This is a genomic window from Gracilinema caldarium, assembly GCF_029265695.1.
Lineage (GTDB): Bacteria > Spirochaetota > Spirochaetia > Treponematales > Breznakiellaceae > Gracilinema > Gracilinema caldarium_A.
Genome location: NZ_JAJUHW010000020.1, coordinates 33,849 through 50,671, shown reverse-complemented (window position 1 = coordinate 50,671; position 16,823 = coordinate 33,849). Strand labels below are relative to the sequence as shown.

Annotated in this window: 15 protein-coding genes; 5 read left to right on the top strand and 10 right to left on the bottom strand. The window is 42.1% G+C overall.

Annotated features, from left to right (window positions below):
- The first annotated feature begins 125 nt into the window (after window positions 1–125).
- From Q7P68_RS08130 to Q7P68_RS08120, 3 genes are all read left to right on the top strand, one after another.
- Window positions 126–854, top strand: coding sequence for a hypothetical protein (locus tag Q7P68_RS08130; RefSeq protein WP_304224659.1), 729 nt, complete (start codon window positions 126–128; stop codon window positions 852–854).
- 333 nt (window positions 855–1,187) lie between these two features.
- A complete protein-coding gene (locus Q7P68_RS08125; protein WP_304224658.1) occupies window positions 1,188–1,781 on the top strand; it encodes a hypothetical protein in 594 nt (197 codons plus the stop codon).
- Window positions 1,782–2,122: 341 nt separating this feature from the next.
- Window positions 2,123–2,359, top strand: coding sequence for a hypothetical protein (locus Q7P68_RS08120; protein WP_304224657.1), 237 nt, complete (start codon window positions 2,123–2,125; stop codon window positions 2,357–2,359).
- Window positions 2,360–2,473: 114 nt separating this feature from the next.
- On the opposite strand, the gene Q7P68_RS08115 is transcribed toward Q7P68_RS08120, so the two are convergent.
- From Q7P68_RS08115 to Q7P68_RS08080, 8 genes are all read right to left on the bottom strand, one after another.
- Entirely contained in the window at window positions 2,474–3,319 is an 846-nt protein-coding gene (locus tag Q7P68_RS08115) for a carbohydrate ABC transporter permease (protein ID WP_304224656.1), read from the bottom strand.
- A gap of 4 nt (window positions 3,320–3,323) precedes the next feature.
- Window positions 3,324–4,277 (bottom strand): carbohydrate ABC transporter permease, encoded by a 954-nt coding sequence (locus Q7P68_RS08110; protein ID WP_304224655.1) that lies wholly within the window; start codon window positions 4,275–4,277, stop codon window positions 3,324–3,326.
- Window positions 4,278–4,351: 74 nt separating this feature from the next.
- Complete coding sequence (locus tag Q7P68_RS08105) at window positions 4,352–5,623, bottom strand: ABC transporter substrate-binding protein (RefSeq protein WP_304224654.1); 1,272 nt, start codon at window positions 5,621–5,623, stop codon at window positions 4,352–4,354.
- Window positions 5,624–5,678: 55 nt separating this feature from the next.
- Entirely contained in the window at window positions 5,679–6,734 is a 1,056-nt protein-coding gene (locus Q7P68_RS08100) for a LacI family DNA-binding transcriptional regulator (protein WP_304224653.1), read from the bottom strand.
- Between the two features lie 20 nt (window positions 6,735–6,754).
- Window positions 6,755–8,341 carry a glycoside hydrolase family 43 protein gene (locus tag Q7P68_RS08095; protein WP_304224652.1) on the bottom strand — a complete coding sequence of 529 codons (1,587 nt, stop codon included), beginning with the start codon at window positions 8,339–8,341 and terminating at the stop codon, window positions 6,755–6,757.
- Between the two features lie 213 nt (window positions 8,342–8,554).
- Window positions 8,555–9,943: a sodium ion-translocating decarboxylase subunit beta gene (locus Q7P68_RS08090; protein WP_304224651.1), complete on the bottom strand. Its 1,389-nt coding sequence runs from the start codon at window positions 9,941–9,943 to the stop codon at window positions 8,555–8,557.
- A 12-nt stretch (window positions 9,944–9,955) separates the two neighbouring features.
- Complete coding sequence (gene oadA / locus Q7P68_RS08085) at window positions 9,956–11,734, bottom strand: sodium-extruding oxaloacetate decarboxylase subunit alpha (protein WP_304224650.1); 1,779 nt, start codon at window positions 11,732–11,734, stop codon at window positions 9,956–9,958.
- Between the two features lie 17 nt (window positions 11,735–11,751).
- Window positions 11,752–12,006, bottom strand: a complete 255-nt coding sequence (locus Q7P68_RS08080) for an OadG family protein (protein WP_304224649.1) — start codon at window positions 12,004–12,006, stop codon at window positions 11,752–11,754.
- A gap of 270 nt (window positions 12,007–12,276) precedes the next feature.
- Between Q7P68_RS08080 and Q7P68_RS08075 the strand changes: the two genes are divergently transcribed.
- A complete protein-coding gene (locus Q7P68_RS08075; protein ID WP_304224648.1) occupies window positions 12,277–14,046 on the top strand; it encodes a phospho-sugar mutase in 1,770 nt (589 codons plus the stop codon).
- Window positions 14,046–14,744, top strand: coding sequence for a 3'-5' exonuclease (locus Q7P68_RS08070; protein ID WP_304224646.1), 699 nt, complete (start codon window positions 14,046–14,048; stop codon window positions 14,742–14,744). The genes Q7P68_RS08075 and Q7P68_RS08070 overlap by 1 nt, the downstream gene beginning before the upstream one ends.
- Here Q7P68_RS08070 and Q7P68_RS08065 read toward each other — a convergent pair.
- Complete coding sequence (locus Q7P68_RS08065) at window positions 14,731–15,771, bottom strand: sigma-70 family RNA polymerase sigma factor (protein WP_304224645.1); 1,041 nt, start codon at window positions 15,769–15,771, stop codon at window positions 14,731–14,733. The two genes, Q7P68_RS08070 and Q7P68_RS08065, sit on opposite strands and share 14 nt — an antisense overlap.
- Window positions 15,772–15,938: 167 nt before the next feature.
- A complete protein-coding gene (locus tag Q7P68_RS08060) occupies window positions 15,939–16,799 on the bottom strand; it encodes a M23 family metallopeptidase (RefSeq protein ID WP_304224644.1) in 861 nt (286 codons plus the stop codon).
- Window positions 16,800–16,823: the final 24 nt, after the last annotated feature.

The following is a 16,823-nucleotide window of genomic DNA, read 5'->3' as shown; positions in this document are numbered from 1 at the left end:
TTACAATAAAGAGCGGTTTCATCAGGGGCTTGATTACCAGACCCCTGATCAAATGTATCAGTCATTCCAGATCATTGATCTGGCAGAACAAGCGGTATAATACACCTTAATGTACTGCAAAATGTGTGTTGACAAAAAGGCTCAGTATAGAAACCGTAGCGTTAGATGGACTATTTACTCCCATATTAACTAATTTTTTACTAGAGAAAGGTTTAAGTCTAACTGATATACTTTTAAAAGTTAGGAACGAAGTATACCATGCATCAGGAGGTCTTCAAATACCTGGTGAATACAACCAACTATTAATAAATGTTTATTTAAATGGAAAAAACACCAATCAATCTGAAAACAAATCTATTTTTACTACAAAGAATCAACCTCTAAAAAGCTCATTTATAGAAATGCTGCGTAATATTAATTTTAAGGATTTTAATACATTTGTTTTAAATAATTATAATGTAATATACGATGCTAGAGGATTTATTGATATTAGAAAAAAATGGGCCTTTTCTATGGGCGGAGATATAAAAGCATCAGATAAAATCATCTTTGCAAATAACAATGAATTCCCGTCAGCAGCAATTTCGCATGGTCCAATATCTATAGACAGTATAGTTCTTTTTAGTTTCACAACAAAAGAAAGCCCAATATTAAATATTAATATTGAAGGATCCGATGATAAAGGCAGAAACGATATTATTTTTATTTCTACAGATGGTACTTATTTCAAACTAAATCACACAAATTCTTTTAATTATGGAATTGTAGATAATATTGATTGGGAATACAGCGATTTACGATATTTACCAAACAAACAATATATAACTGTTTTTCAATATGACAAGAATGGATAATTAATTGTTTTTATTATCGATGATAAAGGTAAATATTGTTATTATAAAATAAATAAACCTTTATATAATTCAAATAAGACATTTGTATTTAAAATAAGAAAAGGTGAAGTAATATTAAATCATTATTTTGAAGTTTGTGAATGATTTTAAAATGTTAAATAATTCATTCAAGGAGTAATTTAAATGAAAAGGGTATCTATATTTGTTATTTTAATTTTTTTATTCGTATCTTCATGTAGTATTACAGATACTAGTGATGTATTAACAACTCCCGCTGATTATATTAACCTGACAGTTGCTGGTATTTAAAAAGGAACTATAAACAATTTAGATTTGTTTGAAAATGGTTATAATTTAATACCTTTCAGAATCGATTCTAGTTTCAGCTATGATGATTTGAGTTTAATGCGTATTTATTACACACTAGACGAAACTCCACCAACTGAAAATTCAAGTAATTTCCTATATTTCAAAACAGGAGAAATTAGCCGTACAAATCCTTTATTTATATCTGAAATTAAACCTTATAGGGTAAGAGCGTATGTCGAATATCAAAACATAAGATCAGAAATAGATGTAACATTTACACCAAAAAACTTACCTTTAACAGAAGATAATACTAATCCGGGATTAGAAGTTGATAAAGAGTTCTTTTTATCAAGTGCGTTTAGCATTGCATCATCAACAAAATACACTTATTTTGATATACTGTCTGATGGAATATTAAATTATTCAATTATTAATAATTCTTTTGGAAAAATCAATATTTATGTAAAGCAAGGTACAAACGATTATATTTTAATAAATACAAACGACTATCCTGTTAATAAAAACGACCGTATTAGAATTGTTGCAAATCCTGGTACTTATTACAGTTTATATGGTTCTAATTCATACAGGGTAAGAATTAAGTTAAATAAAAATTAAATAAAATATTAATTTGTATTGAGTGTGGCAATTCAATATTTATTTTAAACTTACTTTTAAACCAAATCGTTTTAGGAGGATTTAGGAGAAAGCTCTTTTCTACAGGATTTATTTTAATCGTTTTATCATTTTTATCTGTTAGTTGTACTACCATTACTGCAAAGACCTATTCATACCCAGAGGAAAACCAAAGCAAAGCAACAGTTTTTCTTATTAGAGGAAATCCTAGTGTATCAATATTTTCTATTGAAGAAATAAAGATCCCCGAAGCTGAAAAGAATACATACTGGAATCCAATTGAAGTTCCTGCTGGAAAAGAAATTACACTAAAAGTACATGCAGTGTATTCTCAGCAGGGTCAAAATTCTGGCAATTTAATTGTTCTCTTAGCTACATCAGCAATTGCTGCATCGAGAAGCACTGATAAACTTGTTGACTTTGTATGTCCAGCTTTAGACGAAAATACTGAATATGTGCTTGAATATAAAAAAGGATCTGGATTAAAAGGATCAAATACTCTTATCCTTACAGAAAAAAATTCAGGCAAAATTATTAAACAGCAAGATTTTACAAGCTAATATTTTTTAATGCTACGCTCAAAACTATATTAACAAGCTTAATAACTAAATAAATAGATTTTAAATTAATTAAGGGGATGTCCTAAACCTATTGGACATCCCCTTTTTTTTTGTTTATTCCTTCAAGCTGCCCATCGAAATACCGGCAATAATAAACTGTGATGCAAATGAATAGAAAATTATAATTGGTATAAGTGAAATTGCGATACCAAGATATATAGAACCGTACTCCGTTCTGTATATATCGCCACGAAGCATTTGGACAAGCATTGGCAAGGTATACTTTTTAGGATCTGAGATCAAAATAAAGGGGGTCATGAAGTTGTTCCAAGATCCGATAAAACTGAATATCGCCTGGGTTGCAAGGGCTGGCTGTATGACTGGTAATATAACTAGATTAAATGTGTAAAATTCCCCCGCCCCGTCTATACGAGCCGCATCTATCAATTCAAATGACAGGGTTGATGAAAAATATTGTTTAATGAAAAACACAACCGCAGGAGCTGCTATTCCGGGAATAATGAGCGGAACATAGCTATTCAAAAGTTTTAACCTTGCGACAAACTGGTAGAACCCAATAAATGACAGAGAACCAGGCAGCATCATGGTGAACAAAATCAGGGCCCACATAAAGTTTTTCAGCTTAAATTTGTATACATGGAGAGCATATGCAGTAAGCGCCGAGAAATAAACCACGATTAATGTGCTGGTAATAGCGAGAAAGAGACTGTTACCAAAGCCCTGCGTAATCTGGAAATTTCTGTTTGTTAAATTTTTCCAGTTGTTGATCGTATTGTTGCCAGGTATAAAAGATATACCTTCGTTTATCTGGGCATTGCTCCTGGTTGCATTTATTAACATAAGGTATATGGGGACAACAACAAGAATCGTAATCACCAGCATGAAAAGATAAACACCAAATCTGCTCAAACTTGCAGAAAGTCTATAATTTTTTTTCATAACCTTACCCCGTTACCTTTGACTGCCGTTCTTTCATCATAAAGTAGATAATGATAGCCAATATGACTGTAATTATGAAAATACCTACCGAAATCGCAGCCCCGTAGGCATAATTATTACCGCCCTGGAATGCGTTATTGTAAAAATAAACCATCATTGTCCGTATTTTATAATCTGGACCGCCCCTCATATCTGTAAGCAGGAAGGGGATCTCAAACATTTGCATACCACCAATCATCGATGTAATTAGTAAATACAGCATCATAGGCCTGAGTAAAGGAAGGGTAATATACCATGCCCGTTGGGTCTTGTTTGCACCATCAATCATTGCAGACTCAAAGATAGAAGGACTAATGCCAACGATACCGGCAATCAGCAATATTAAAGTTTGGCCAGTCCATAACCACCATTGAATATATGAAACAATTGCGCGAGTCATTGGAACACTTCTGAAAAAGTTAAAAGCCTCATGAATCACTTCTCCATTCTCTCCAATGCGCGTAGCCCAAAATCCTAATTTAGTTAAGACAGCATTAACGGGTCCAATGGGATATCCGAAAAGACTTCGATACAACATTGCTACTGAGGCAGCGCTTAAAAGGTTCGGGAGATAAAAAATGGTCCGGAACACACCCTTATATTTGATGCGTAACGTGTCATCGGTAAACCAAAGCGCAAATAACAGCGCAATTCCTAATTGGGGGACGAAATTAAAGAACCAAACAATTGCGGTATTTTGAATTGCTTCCCAAAAATATTTATCGGCAATTAATTTTTTATAGTTTTCTAAGCCGATCAACATAAAATCTGAACGCAGGCCTTTTAGATCGCTAAAACTTAATATAATTGTATATAGAGTAGGCCAAAACTGAAATGCTGCATAGGTTAACAAAAAGGGTATGACAAACAAATACCCATAAATACTTAAACGTCGTTCTATTCCCGATGACCTTCTCACAGCAACCCCCCATCGAAATAAAAGTAAAAAGGGATGTCTAGTCTCGACCAGACATCCCTTATACAGCTTTTATATTAGAAACCCAGAGTAGACTTTACCTGCTCTTTAAAGTCAGCAAGAGCCTTATCTTTTGTCTTCTCGCCATTTACATAAGCAGTAACCGCTTCGTTAAAGAGGCCTTCGATTGCCTGATCAGTACCCTGAATCAGCTTACCATCAATATTCTGAGCCATTTTGGCAAATTCAGCATAGTGATTCTGGCCGCCAAGGAAAGCTTCGGAATAGGTATCTTTAATTGCATTAACCACATTCTTGTTAGATACCATATCGCCAGTATCCTTTGCCCATTTGGTCAGGAATTCATCGCTCGTGGCAAGATATTTAATAAATTCTTTTGCAAGGTTCGGAGACTTGGTTCCCTTGTAAGCTGCAATCCAGGTGCCGCCCCAGAAATAGGATGCAGGGCCCTGGATCATAGCCCAGTCACCGGAGGTATTAGGAGCATTGGTCTTTAAAACATAATGGAGACCCCAAGTAGGCAGGAAGTAGGAGAAGACTTCGATAGCCTGTCCCTTTTCGTTCTTCAGATCGCCCTTCATACCGGCGAACCATCCTTCTGACCACTGTCCAACCCGGCCTTCGTAACCCTTATCTTTAAGAGTTTTGGCCATTTCCATATAGGATTCCATGGCCGGATCAATTACCAATTTGCCGTCCACAACCCAGGGTTGCTTCCGTGCGCCTTTATAGGGCATGAACATATCACCGGTAGAGGATACGACAACACAGCTGCCCTTAGATTTGTCTTTCAGAAGCGCAGCGGTCTCAAGGAATTTGTTAAGATCAGTAAAGTATTTCTGAACTTCGGCGGGATCGTCAGTACCAAGATATTTCTTTGCCAGGCTGCGGCGATAGAACATTGCACCGGGGGTAACCTGCCAGGAAAGACCGTATACCTTGCCATTATAGGTTCCTACTTCGATCGGATATCCAAACATCTTGGAACGAACTTCATTGGCCACGTCAGTTATGTCCAGAAGCAGGCCAGATTCGATATATTTTCGCACAAAGGCAGCTTCAAGGGCAAATACATCTGGAGCGCCTTGGCCGGAAGCGAGAACGGGATCAAGCTTATTCGGGAACTGATCCGTCGGAGTCAGCGAATACTCAAGCTTTACATCCGGATTAGCAGGACCATAATACTTGTCAATCATGTTCTTTACTTCATCAGTAAAAGACCATACCACCAGCGACTTGGGCTCATTTTTGCCTGCAGCCTGCTGACCTTTCGCACACCCCAAAACGAGGAGCGAAACCGCGACCAAAGCTAAAAGAAGCTTTTTCATGTCATCCTCCTATACAATTCTATATTCCCTATAACGCAATCGATTGCGTTATCATTTACATAGTAGACCCTTTCCCAAATCTTGTCAAATAAAATTCATCAATTTTTTTACAAGTTTGTCGCTCTATAAAACCAACCGGCACACATATTCGCTCATCCACATCCTCTCCGTTTATTTTCTTTAGCAAGGCTTCAGCCGCAAACTCTCCGATCGCATGCCTATTCTGCCGGAATGTCGTTAGAGGTGGATGGCTGTAGGATGCCCATTGGGAGTCATCAAAACCTATAAGCGATAGATCATCTGGAATGCAAATATCACTTTCTTGACAGTACTTCATCACCCCAAGGGCTAGGACATCTGCTGCGCAATAGATAGCGGTATAATGGATTTTCCTTTGATGCAAATCTTTCATTGCATTGTAGCCCGATTCCACATTCCAATGATGGCCGTACACTACCAATTCAGGATCATATTCCAAACCAATATCATGTAAACCCAGGATATAACCTTCCAGACGTTCTATCGCAGGAGATGATGAATATTCTGAGGGGCCTGCAATAAATGCAATCCGACGGTGTCCTAAAGAGTATAGATAGCGAACCGCTTGCATAGAAGGCTCTTTGTTATCCGATGTTACAGTACAAACATGAGGGTAAACAATATTCGCCGATACTATAGGGAATTCACTGTGAATTACATGTAAGACCTCAGGATTATCAATGGTGCTGTTAAGAATGAGTATACCATCAACCTGACGATATCTGCAATGTTCAAGATACGAGAGCTTTTTATTGCCTAAAACTCTAGAAATTATTAAAAGTTCATAACCAGCCCGTTCAATTCTTGCCTTAAACGAATTCATTATACCGGCAAAAAGAGGATGTTCTACATCAAGTCCAAGATGCTCCTCCTCATAGATCATTCCAATAAGCCAATTCTTTTTTGTGATAAGACCTCTGGCTGATGAATTAGGTGTATACCCCAGTTCTTCTGCCAGCTTTCTTACTTTTTCCTTAGTCCTTTGGCTGATATCTGGCTGATCGTTTAAAGCCTTTGATATTGTTGGAGGTGAAAGCCCTAACTTTTTTGCTAAGTCGTAAATCGTAACCATTGGTGAGGTTCTTTCTTTCCTTAAAGCTCTCGATATACGAAATATGGGAAATCAGCATAAATGCTGCTTCCCTGTAGGTCCTGACATGCCATACCAACAAAGGCTCCGGTAAACCCTAGCCCTCCATATTCATCGGAAAGGATAGATGCATCATAGGTATTTCCGATTTGATTCCATGCAGAGCCGTCGAGGGACCAAAACCACTGGGCGTCCGATTTTTGTACTTTTAATTTTAAATACACTTTATGAGATGGGATAAGAGGTTCATCAACAATAGGCATAGAGAACTTTCCGTTATCCATTAAGAGCAGACCGAGAGTATGTTGCTGTCTTTTTTCATCCCAGCTGGTTCGTAGATAATACCAATTTGATTCATCATAACGATATATAAGGCCTGCCATATGCTGGAAGGAATGAAATGTAAATTCTATTGCGGTTTCTGCTTCGAATGAAAATGAAGTTTGCCTGCGGGCTACTAGGGCTTGGCTATGACGAGACACAAGAGATTCCTTGCCAAAAAGCCGCAAATACCCCGGTCTTTCAGAAAAAGAATAAAGCGATCCATCCGCAGGTATTCTTAGGCTCATAAAATCCTTATAAAACAGATCCTTGCATTCCTGAGAAGAAAAATCATAATGGATATGTTGTTTTTTTGGGGGGTCAATGGTCCAAGCAACTGTGAAAGATGAATCTGGAAAAGAGGTGCCATTTGCAAGATAGGGCCAATCATTCTGCCAAACAACCGGTGCAATAGCGGTTTCCCTGCCAAGAACGCAGCGTTTATTTCCGGGTAAGGGCCTGCCTACAAGAAATGCTAGATACCATTGTCCATGGGGCCCTTCACACAGACTGCCATGTCCGGCCTTTTGCAAATAGAGATCCGGTCTTCCGCGGGAAGTACAGAGCGGGTTATGAGGATGAGTTTCGTAAGGGCCCGTAATAGCTCTTGACCGGGCAACGCTTACAGCGTGTTCATACTCTGTACCCCCTTCCGCACACATGAGGTAATACCAACCATCCTTTTTGTATAAATGAGGACCTTCTACAAGACCAATCTCTGTACCCTTCCATATCTTATAAATTGGGCCCACTAATTTCTTCTGAACTGGATCAAGCTCCTGCAACAATATCCCTGAAAATTGTTCAGAGCCCCTTTTACGGTAATCCCATTCCATATTAACCAGCCATTTTTTCCCATCTTCATCATGGAATAGTGATGGATCAAAACCTGAACTGTTAAGATAAATCGGCTCGGACCAGGGGCCTTCTATCCGCTCGGCCGTTACCAGATAGTTATGTACATCCTTGAAGGGCCCATCGTTCCAAGTTTTTACATCGGTGAAAATAAGCCAAAAGAGACCATCGGACCAGGATAGACAGGGTGCCCAAATGCCTCCTGACGGAGGGTTGCCAGTCATATCAAGCTGACTTTTTTTTGTAAGGGCTTGGCATACCGGTTCCCAGTTTGCCAGATCCCGGGAGCAGCTGATCTGTACGCCACCAAACCACTCAAAGGTTGAGTTTGCAACATAGAACCAGCCATCATGATAAATTATAGAAGGATCAGGATGAAAACCGGGCAAAACAGGATTCTGAACAGTACTCATTTTACTACCCTTTAATTCGAAATCGATTGCGTTATGCGTTATTTATAATAAACCTACCTTCTGATTTTAGCAACTTAAATTTTTATGAGGGAGGCTCTTTCAAAACTCGTAAAGCTCTTTCTTGGATTCTCAAAATTGGTTTGGGTTTTAAACAAAAAAAAGCGGTTCCGGAAAACCGGAACCGCCAGCACAAGAGATTATATCAGAAAACCATCAACCGCCATATACGGCGATCATAACACCTGCCGCAATGGCCGTACCAATAACACCGGCTACGTTGGGACCCATGGCGTGCATAATAAGGAAGTTGCTTGGATCTTCTTCTAGACCTACTTTATTGGATACACGGGCAGCCATAGGTACGGCAGATACACCGGCAGAAGCGATAAGGGGATTAATTTTCTCTTTCAGGAAGAGGTTCATAATCTTTGCTACGATGATACCTGAAGCGGTAGCAATCGCAAAGGCAAGGAGCCCCATAAATACAATAGAAAGAGATGCAGGGTTCAAGAACTTTTCAGGGGTCATCTGGCTTCCGACACCCAAGGAAAGGAAAATTGAAACAATGTTCAGTAGTTCATTCTGCATCGTTTTAGAAAGCCGCTCTACCACACCGATTTCCCGGATAAAGTTACCGAACATGAGACAACCAATAAGGGGAGATGCGGATGGAATGAGCAGAATAGAAAGAACGAATACTGACAGCGGGAAGAGCATCTTCTCGACCTTGGATACATGACGAAGCTGCTTCATCTTAATTTTTCGTTCCGCAGGAGTAGTGAGAGCCCGCATGATAGGCGGTTGAATAACCGGTACTAGAGCCATATAGGAGTAGGCAGCCACGGCAACAGTAGCCAAAAGGTGAGGAGCAAGCTTTGCAGCAATATAGATTGTTGTAGGACCGTCTGCACCACCAATAATTGCTACAGAACAGGCTTCTTTCATGTTGAAATTAAAACCGGGTATAAAATTAAAAGCGGTAATTCCAAACAATGTTCCGAATACACCGAACTGAGCTGCAGCTCCGAGTAAGGCGGTTTTTGGGTTTGCGATGAGCGGACCAAAGTCAGTGAGAGCGCCGATACCCATAAAGATGATGAGGGGGAAGAACTCATTACCGACACCGGCTTCATAAATGATATTTAGGAACCCGTGGGGAGCATCACCCATACCGCCAAAGGGAATATTAACGAACACGGTACCAAAACCGATAGGAATTAGCAAAAGTGGTTCAAACCCTTTGGCAGCACCGAGGTAAATGATGACAAAACCTACGATAATCATGAGCAGTTCCTGCCAGCCAAATACGGTAATTGTTTCACCCGCAGGAGTTGCTTTTACTTTGGCATCCACAAAAAACGCATATATTCCAGTGGTTTCCAAAATATTTTTTGCGAAAGAAGCAATGGAAATACGGGGAATATTTTCGCTCCCCTTAATAATACCATCAGGATTGATCCCAGAAGCATAGCCTTGAGCAGGGACTGTTGTATCTGTGGTCTGAGCCAATACGGTTCCCATAAAAGAAAATACAAAGGCAACCGTAATCATAGCGAGTACAATCAAAGTTACCCGTTTCGGGTTTTTATTCATGTTTAACATTTGGTTATACCCCTATTTTAATTCGGCAACAGGCTGATGGGCAGCAACCTGAGTTCCAGGAGAAACCAGGTAATGAATAGACCCAGATCCAGTAGCTTTGATTTCAAGTTCCATTTTCATGGACTCAATAATCATAACAGTCTGACCTACAGAAACCGAGGAGCCTTCATTCACCGAGTACTTAATGATTGTACCAGCCACCGGTGCTTCTATCACATGACCACCAGAGGGAGCAGCGGCAGGAGCTGCAGAAGCGGCTTGAGCGGGAGCAGCACCACCTGCTGGAGCGATGGCCATGGTGCCTTCGGGGCGAACCACAACGGTATAATCAGCGCCGTTCACGTTTACCACATATTTTGCAGCCTGAGAGCCTGCGGCTGATGCGGCACCTGCAGTGGTAGCAGCCTTGGGGGCTTCCGGTTCAGCGGTAAACTTAACCGGTCCCTGATCCCGCTTCTTAAAGAAATCGGGAGCAACCTTGGGGAACATAGCATAGGTAAGAACATCCTCAACAGCGACCTTGTCGGTACCAAGGAGTTTTTTGGTTTCCTCTTCCAGTTTGGAAAACTCGTTCGGAATATCGTCCGCAGGCCGGTGAGTAATTTCCTTTTCCATTTTAAGAGCTTCGAGGGCCTTTTTAACCACTTCAGGATTCTTCGGTGCGGGGCACTTTCCGTACTTGCCCACGAGGAGGTCCATGGATTCGCCGGTGAGTTTGTTGTAGCGACCAAAGAGGACGTTAAAGACCGCCTGGGTTCCAACAATCTGGCTTGTGGGAGTAACAAGGGGTGGATAACCAAAATCTTTCTGTACTACCGCGATTTCCTTGAGCACCTCGTCAATCTTATCAGAAGCGCCCTGTTCTTTCAGCTGACTTTCCAGGTTGGAGAGCATACCGCCTGGCACCTGGGATACGAGGATCCGTGTATCGGCACCGAGGAAGCTGGATTCAAATTTCTTATAATTTTTCCGGACATCCCGGAAATACGCAGCAATCTCTAACAGCAGATTGGTATCCAGCCCGGTATCGTAGGGAGTCCCCTTAAATATTTCTACCATAGTTTCAGTGGGGCTGTGGCTGGTTCCCATTGCAAGGGATGAAATTACCGTATCCATAATTTCAGCACCAGCTTCTGCTGCCTTTGCTAAGGTAGCAACTGACATACCCGTTGTGGAGTGAGAATGGATTTCAATAGGAAGATCTACGGCTTTCTTAATTGCCTTGACAAGCTCATAGGCATCGTAGGGCTTAAGAAGACCCGCCATATCTTTTATACAGAGAGAATCTGCACCTTCAGCGGCAAGTTCTTTAGCTAGATCTACATAGGACTGAATGGTATGGAAGGGAGTGGTTGCATAAGAAATTGCAGCCTGAACATGCTTACCTGTTTTTTTTGCAGCCTCTGTAGCGGCTTTAAAGTTACGAGGATCATTGACCGCATCGAAAATCCGGAATACATCGACACCATTTTTAGCAGCAGCCTCTACAAATTTGGTAACCACGTCATCCGCATAATGCCGGTAACCAAGAAGGTTCTGGCCCCGGAGCAGCATCATAATTTTGGTATTGGGAAGAGATTTCTTCAGTTGCCGAAGCCGTTCCCAAGGATCCTCGTTTAAAAAGCGAATACAGGAATCAAAGGTTGCCCCTCCCCATGCTTCCAAAGCGAAGTATCCAACCTTATCGAGCTGTGGGCAAATGGGAAGCATATCCGCAGTAGTCATGCGGGTTGCAAGTAAAGATTGGTGCGCGTCACGAAGCACCAGATCGGTTAATTGTACCTTAGCCATTAAAAGCTCCTTTCAAGTTACTTATCTGTTTTGCGATATTCATTGACCGCAGCACCAATTGCTGCAACAACTGCAGAATTCCCGGTTGCTGCCGTAACAGAACCAGACTGAACCGATTGCCCTTCCTGAGCATCTTTATCCCATCCGAGCGCATGAATTATCTTTGCGACCAGATCCATAAAAAGGACAAGGATAATCAGAAAGCCAAAGACTACACCCATGCCGAGGAGGGTCAATACACCACTCTGCTCGAACATCTCAATTATTGTCATAGGGCCTCCAAATTCGTTGAATATTCAGCGTTATCGTACCAAAAATATCGGTTGTTGTTCAATAGACAAATCTGTTTTTAATGTCACTTCAGTTCCTTTTTTTATTCTTTTTTTAAGTAAAGCTCCCAACCATTTCACGAGCTCTTTTATTGATCTCACCTTGAACCTTAACAAACTGCCAGGGCTTGCCGTTCATCAATCAATCCTTTTATACTTGAACCAATTTCAAAAGTCGTTTACTTTTGAAATTATTATTGGAGGAAAGCTAGCATGGATCAACAAGAAATAATTGCACGAGCACGTTCTTATATAGAAAAAGAAAAGGATGACCATTTCAGGGCCGAGGTCGAAGAACTCCTTAAAGCCCAGGATTGGAAGGAACTGGAAGACCGCTTTTACCGAAACCTCGAATTTGGAACTGGAGGTCTCCGGGGTGTCATAGGCGGAGGTTACAATCGTATGAATACCCTGGTTGTAAAGATGGCAACCCAGGGCCTGGCCAATTACCTTAAAAAAGCGCTCCCTGAAAAAGCAGCCCAAGGGAAGCTTTCTGCGGTTATTGCCTACGACAGCCGCCGCTATTCGCCAGAATTTGCTGAAGCTACCGCCCTCATTTTAGCTGCGAATGAAATTACTACCTATCTATTTTCTTCCCTCAGACCCACGCCTGAGCTTTCTTTTGCGATCCGCACCTTGCATTGCGATACGGGGGTTGTGGTCACCGCAAGTCACAATCCGCCCCAGTATAATGGATACAAAGCGTATTGGAACGATGGATCCCAGGTTATAGAGCCCCACGATGTGGGTATTATCGATGAAGTAAACAAGGTTACCAATATAACAGAAATGGGCCGTGAAGAGGCAATTAAGAAGGGGCTTCTTAAAATCATAGACAAAGAGATTGATGAACCCTATGCGGCAATGGTAAAGAGCCACCTCTTCCGTCCGCAGCTTATTAAAGAAAAAGCTCGGGAAGTTAAGATTGTTTACACCCCCCTTCATGGTACAGGATCCCGGCATGTAGAGGGCGTCTTGGGGAGCCTTGGACTCGAAGTCGTTACTGTCCCCGAACAACGGGAGCCGAACGGCAACTTCCCCACCGTTGCATATCCAAATCCTGAAGAATCGGCGGCCCTGAAAATGGCTCTTGACCTGGGAACTAAGGTCAAAGCCGATGTGGTTATGGCCACCGATCCTGACGCGGACCGGCTCGGTATTGCAGTCCCCGATACTAAGGGAAATTTTGTACTTGTTACAGGAAATCAGCTTGGGACACTGCTGGCAGATTATATTTTCCTTTCCCTTAAAGAACAGGGAAAACTGCCAGCAAAACCCGCTATGATCAACTCCATTGTTACCACGGGTATGCAGAAACGAGTTGCCAACAGCTACGGGGCTGAATGTTTTGAATGCCTTACGGGCTTTAAATGGATTGCCGATGTATGGCGCAAAACCGAGACCGACGGCCGGGGTTACACAGTCGTATTCGGTACCGAAGAAAGCTATGGTTTCCTTATTGAACCGGAAGTACGCGATAAGGACGGAGTCTCCGCCGCGGCCCTGACGGCCGAAATGACCCTTTATTGGCGGAGCAAGGGCAAAAGCCTTCTTGACCGTCTGAACGAATTATACCTTCAGCACGGTTATTGGCAGGAAATTGGAATCTCCAAATATTTCCAGGGCCCCCAGGGACCGTCAATTATGGCAGGCATCATGGCTGAGTACCGGAAAAACCCGCCCTTAACGCTGGGGGGCATTAGGGTGAGCAAGGTGCGGGACGTTCAGGAGTCGGTTTGGAAATATCCAGGACAGCCGGGGAAAACCGATCCGGTAGACCTTCCTAAAAGCAATGTACTCCAGTTTTTCTTGGAAGATGGCACCATAGTGAGTGCCCGTCCGAGCGGTACGGAGCCAAAAATTAAATTCTACGCAACCTGCTGTGCAGAAGTAGGAAAAGAAGGGCTCGAAGCGGCTAAAAAGGTTGTTGCAGAGAAACTGGCAGCCATAGAGAAGGACCTTCGGGCGGTCATTGGTAACTAATGGGCACCTACGACTGGGTCAGGGATCTCCTCTTTGGGGATCCCGCAGCTGAAGCGGACCGTGCAACCTTTATAGCCTTTGATACAGAAACTACGGGACTAGAACCAAAAACCGACAGAATCGTGGAGATCGGTGCTGTAAAATTTGACAGCCTTGGCCCCATAGGAAGGTTTTCTGTCTTAATCAATCCCGGCATGCCAATGCCTCTAGAAGCGTCCCGGGTAAACGGCATTACCGATGACATGCTCAGTAAGCAGCCTCCCATAGAGGAGGTGCTTCCTGATTTTCTCAGTTTTATCGGTTCAGGAATTCTGGTAGCCCACAACGCCCCCTTTGATCTATCATTTATCAATGCCGCCTTAGCAAGGCTTTGGAACGCTGCGGAAGACCGAGAAAAAAAAGCATTCGATCAGCCATCATTACTCGAAGAAGAAGAGCCAGGACAAAAATCGCAGATTGATGAAGAAAGGCTCTTATGGAAGCCCCCCTACCCTGCGCTGCCGAACCGGGTTGTGGATACACGAATGATGGCAAAGGAACTTATCCCTGGCCGTTATTCTTACAAATTGCAGGACCTGGCAGAATACTTGCAAATAAAAGCACTGGAAGCACACCGGGCCGAGGATGATGCCCGGGTATGCATGGAAGTGTTCTTAAAATGCGCACAACTGATTCTGAGTATTCCTACTGGTCAGTAAATTCATTGAGCTGTTTAAGGTTCCTTAATTTAAAAATAGCCTTTTCCTGAATTTGCCGCACCCGTTCCCGGGTAATTCCTAGAAGTTTTCCTGTTTCTTCCAGAGTAAGCGGTCCTTCACCGGTGAGGCCAAAGCGGAGCTGTATGATTTTTACTTCCCGTTCCGATAGATGGGAAAGCACATTATCAAGGGTTTCCTGCAGGGCCATAGAGAACACCATGTCAAAGGGGTCTTCCAGGGTTTCGTCTTTGATAAGGTCCGAAAGCCTGGTTACATTATCGTCATCGACGGTGGTATCGAGGCTGGTAGTTTCCTGGGATAATTTAACAATTTCCTTAACCTTGGAAACAGGAACCCCCAGATATTCGGATAACTCTTCATCACTTGGATCCCGGCCCAAATCTTGTGTGAGCTGTTTTGCCACAAAATAACATTTTTTAATAGTATTCAGCATATGGATAGGAATGCGTATTACCCGACCCTTGTCAGCCAGGCTCTTTATTATTGCCTGCCTGATCCACCAGGTTCCATATGTGGAAAATCGGCATTTTCGGGTATAATCAAACCGTTCAACCGCTTCGATAAGGCCTATATTTCCTTCATCTATAAGATCGAGTAAGGAAAGCCCCCGGTGCTGGTAATTTTTAGCAATAGACACAACCAGTCTCAGGTTCGAATTAATCATTTTGTTTTTATAATACATAAGAGCGTTTTCAAGCCGTGCCCGTTCTTTTTTATAATCAGGGTCTTGGAGATTCGCTTGATATTGCCGTTCCAGATTTGCTATTTCTTCTCTGAGATGAACTATCTTTTCCCCGATAGCCTGTTCTTCTTCGCTGGAGAGTAAGGGAAACCGGGAAATTTGCTTTAAATACACCGCAAGCGGATCGGTCTCCTTTTGTGTTTTTGCGGTTTTTTTAGGTTTTGCAAACTGATTTAATACCTTCTTTTTAGCTTTTTTCTTTGCTGTTTCCGGGTGACCTTTTATAATGGCTTGACTTTTAATAGGTTCCATTTCAGTGTACATTTCAGACACAATATACCACCCTTTGTTTCCGTTTTCTGGCAAAAAATTCACTTTGTTCTTGCAATTTGAACAAAAAATGTTAGCCTACCCAAATTAATATAACAATTATCGGAATAATTTCCAATTTTTTTTGTTAATAAACAGTTAAGAATGAGGCTCTTTCTTCTCTAGCCCCGGGGAGCTACCAGCGGATCGATAGGTTTATTGTCTTTATAAACCAAGAAATAGAGTTGCGGCTGCTTAGAAATGGAATCAATGCCGATACGGCCGAGAATAGTGCCTGGTTTTATGGCATCCCCTTCTTTAACAGTTAGCATATCGCATCCTCCATACACATAAAGATACCCGTTGGCCGCTTGGATTATGGCTACCTTGCCGAAACCGCGATAAGGCCCGGCGGAAACAACTGTCCCCGAGGAGAGACTGCGGACCTGTTCATCAGTCTCAGCGGTAATGACTACTCCAAATAATTTACCGGTTAAATAGGATACGCTTTTTGCCGTTACCGGCCACTGGGTTTTAGCAGAAAGGGGAGCTTCTTTTACGGACCGAACCTCGGTTGTATCTGCCCCTGGTTTTGAATCGCTCTGGGATACCGTTGCAGGTTGTGCTTTTCCGGGTATGGTAAGAACCATACCTTCCTTAAGTACCGACGACTCGGTTAAATTGTTTGCTTTGCGGATTGCATCCACCGTAACAGAGAAGGTACGGGAAATATTAAAAAGGGTATCTCCCCGTTTTACCCGATATGTCTGGCTGGTAGATGATGTTACGGTGGCAGCATTTTCACTTGCTGTACTGCCTTTATCGGGAATACTTATTTTTTGTCCAACATAGATTTTTGATGGATCCGCTATTTTATTTAATTCCAGCACAGCTTGATAGGGAACACCGTATTGCCGTGCAATGGAGTACAGGGTTTCTCCTTTTTTTACGGTATGTACCGTTTCAGCCCAAACCAGAGGCCTGCAGATTAGAGAGAAGACAAAAAGTACCAACAGTAGTATAACAGAATTTCGGATGTTCATGCCCTTAGAATATCGGCGGAGCAA

Excerpts from the sequence above, each read along its gene's own strand:
- Q7P68_RS08115 (WP_304224656.1), bottom strand. The coding sequence starts at position 3,319 with ATGAAAAAAAATTATAGACTTTCTGCAAGTTTGAGCAGATTTGGTGTT.
- Q7P68_RS08105 (WP_304224654.1), bottom strand. The coding sequence starts at position 5,623 with ATGAAAAAGCTTCTTTTAGCTTTGGTCGCGGTTTCGCTCCTCGTTTTG.
- Q7P68_RS08100 (WP_304224653.1), bottom strand. The coding sequence starts at position 6,734 with ATGGTTACGATTTACGACTTAGCAAAAAAGTTAGGGCTTTCACCTCCA.
- Q7P68_RS08095 (WP_304224652.1), bottom strand. The coding sequence starts at position 8,341 with ATGAGTACTGTTCAGAATCCTGTTTTGCCCGGTTTTCATCCTGATCCT.
- Q7P68_RS08090 (WP_304224651.1), bottom strand. The coding sequence starts at position 9,943 with ATGTTAAACATGAATAAAAACCCGAAACGGGTAACTTTGATTGTACTC.
- oadA (WP_304224650.1), bottom strand. The coding sequence starts at position 11,734 with ATGGCTAAGGTACAATTAACCGATCTGGTGCTTCGTGACGCGCACCAA.
- Q7P68_RS08080 (WP_304224649.1), bottom strand. The coding sequence starts at position 12,006 with ATGACAATAATTGAGATGTTCGAGCAGAGTGGTGTATTGACCCTCCTC.
- Q7P68_RS08075 (WP_304224648.1), top strand. The coding sequence starts at position 12,277 with ATGGATCAACAAGAAATAATTGCACGAGCACGTTCTTATATAGAAAAA.
- Q7P68_RS08070 (WP_304224646.1), top strand. The coding sequence starts at position 14,046 with ATGGGCACCTACGACTGGGTCAGGGATCTCCTCTTTGGGGATCCCGCA.
- Q7P68_RS08065 (WP_304224645.1), bottom strand. The coding sequence starts at position 15,771 with ATGTACACTGAAATGGAACCTATTAAAAGTCAAGCCATTATAAAAGGT.
- Q7P68_RS08060 (WP_304224644.1), bottom strand. The coding sequence starts at position 16,799 with ATGAACATCCGAAATTCTGTTATACTACTGTTGGTACTTTTTGTCTTC.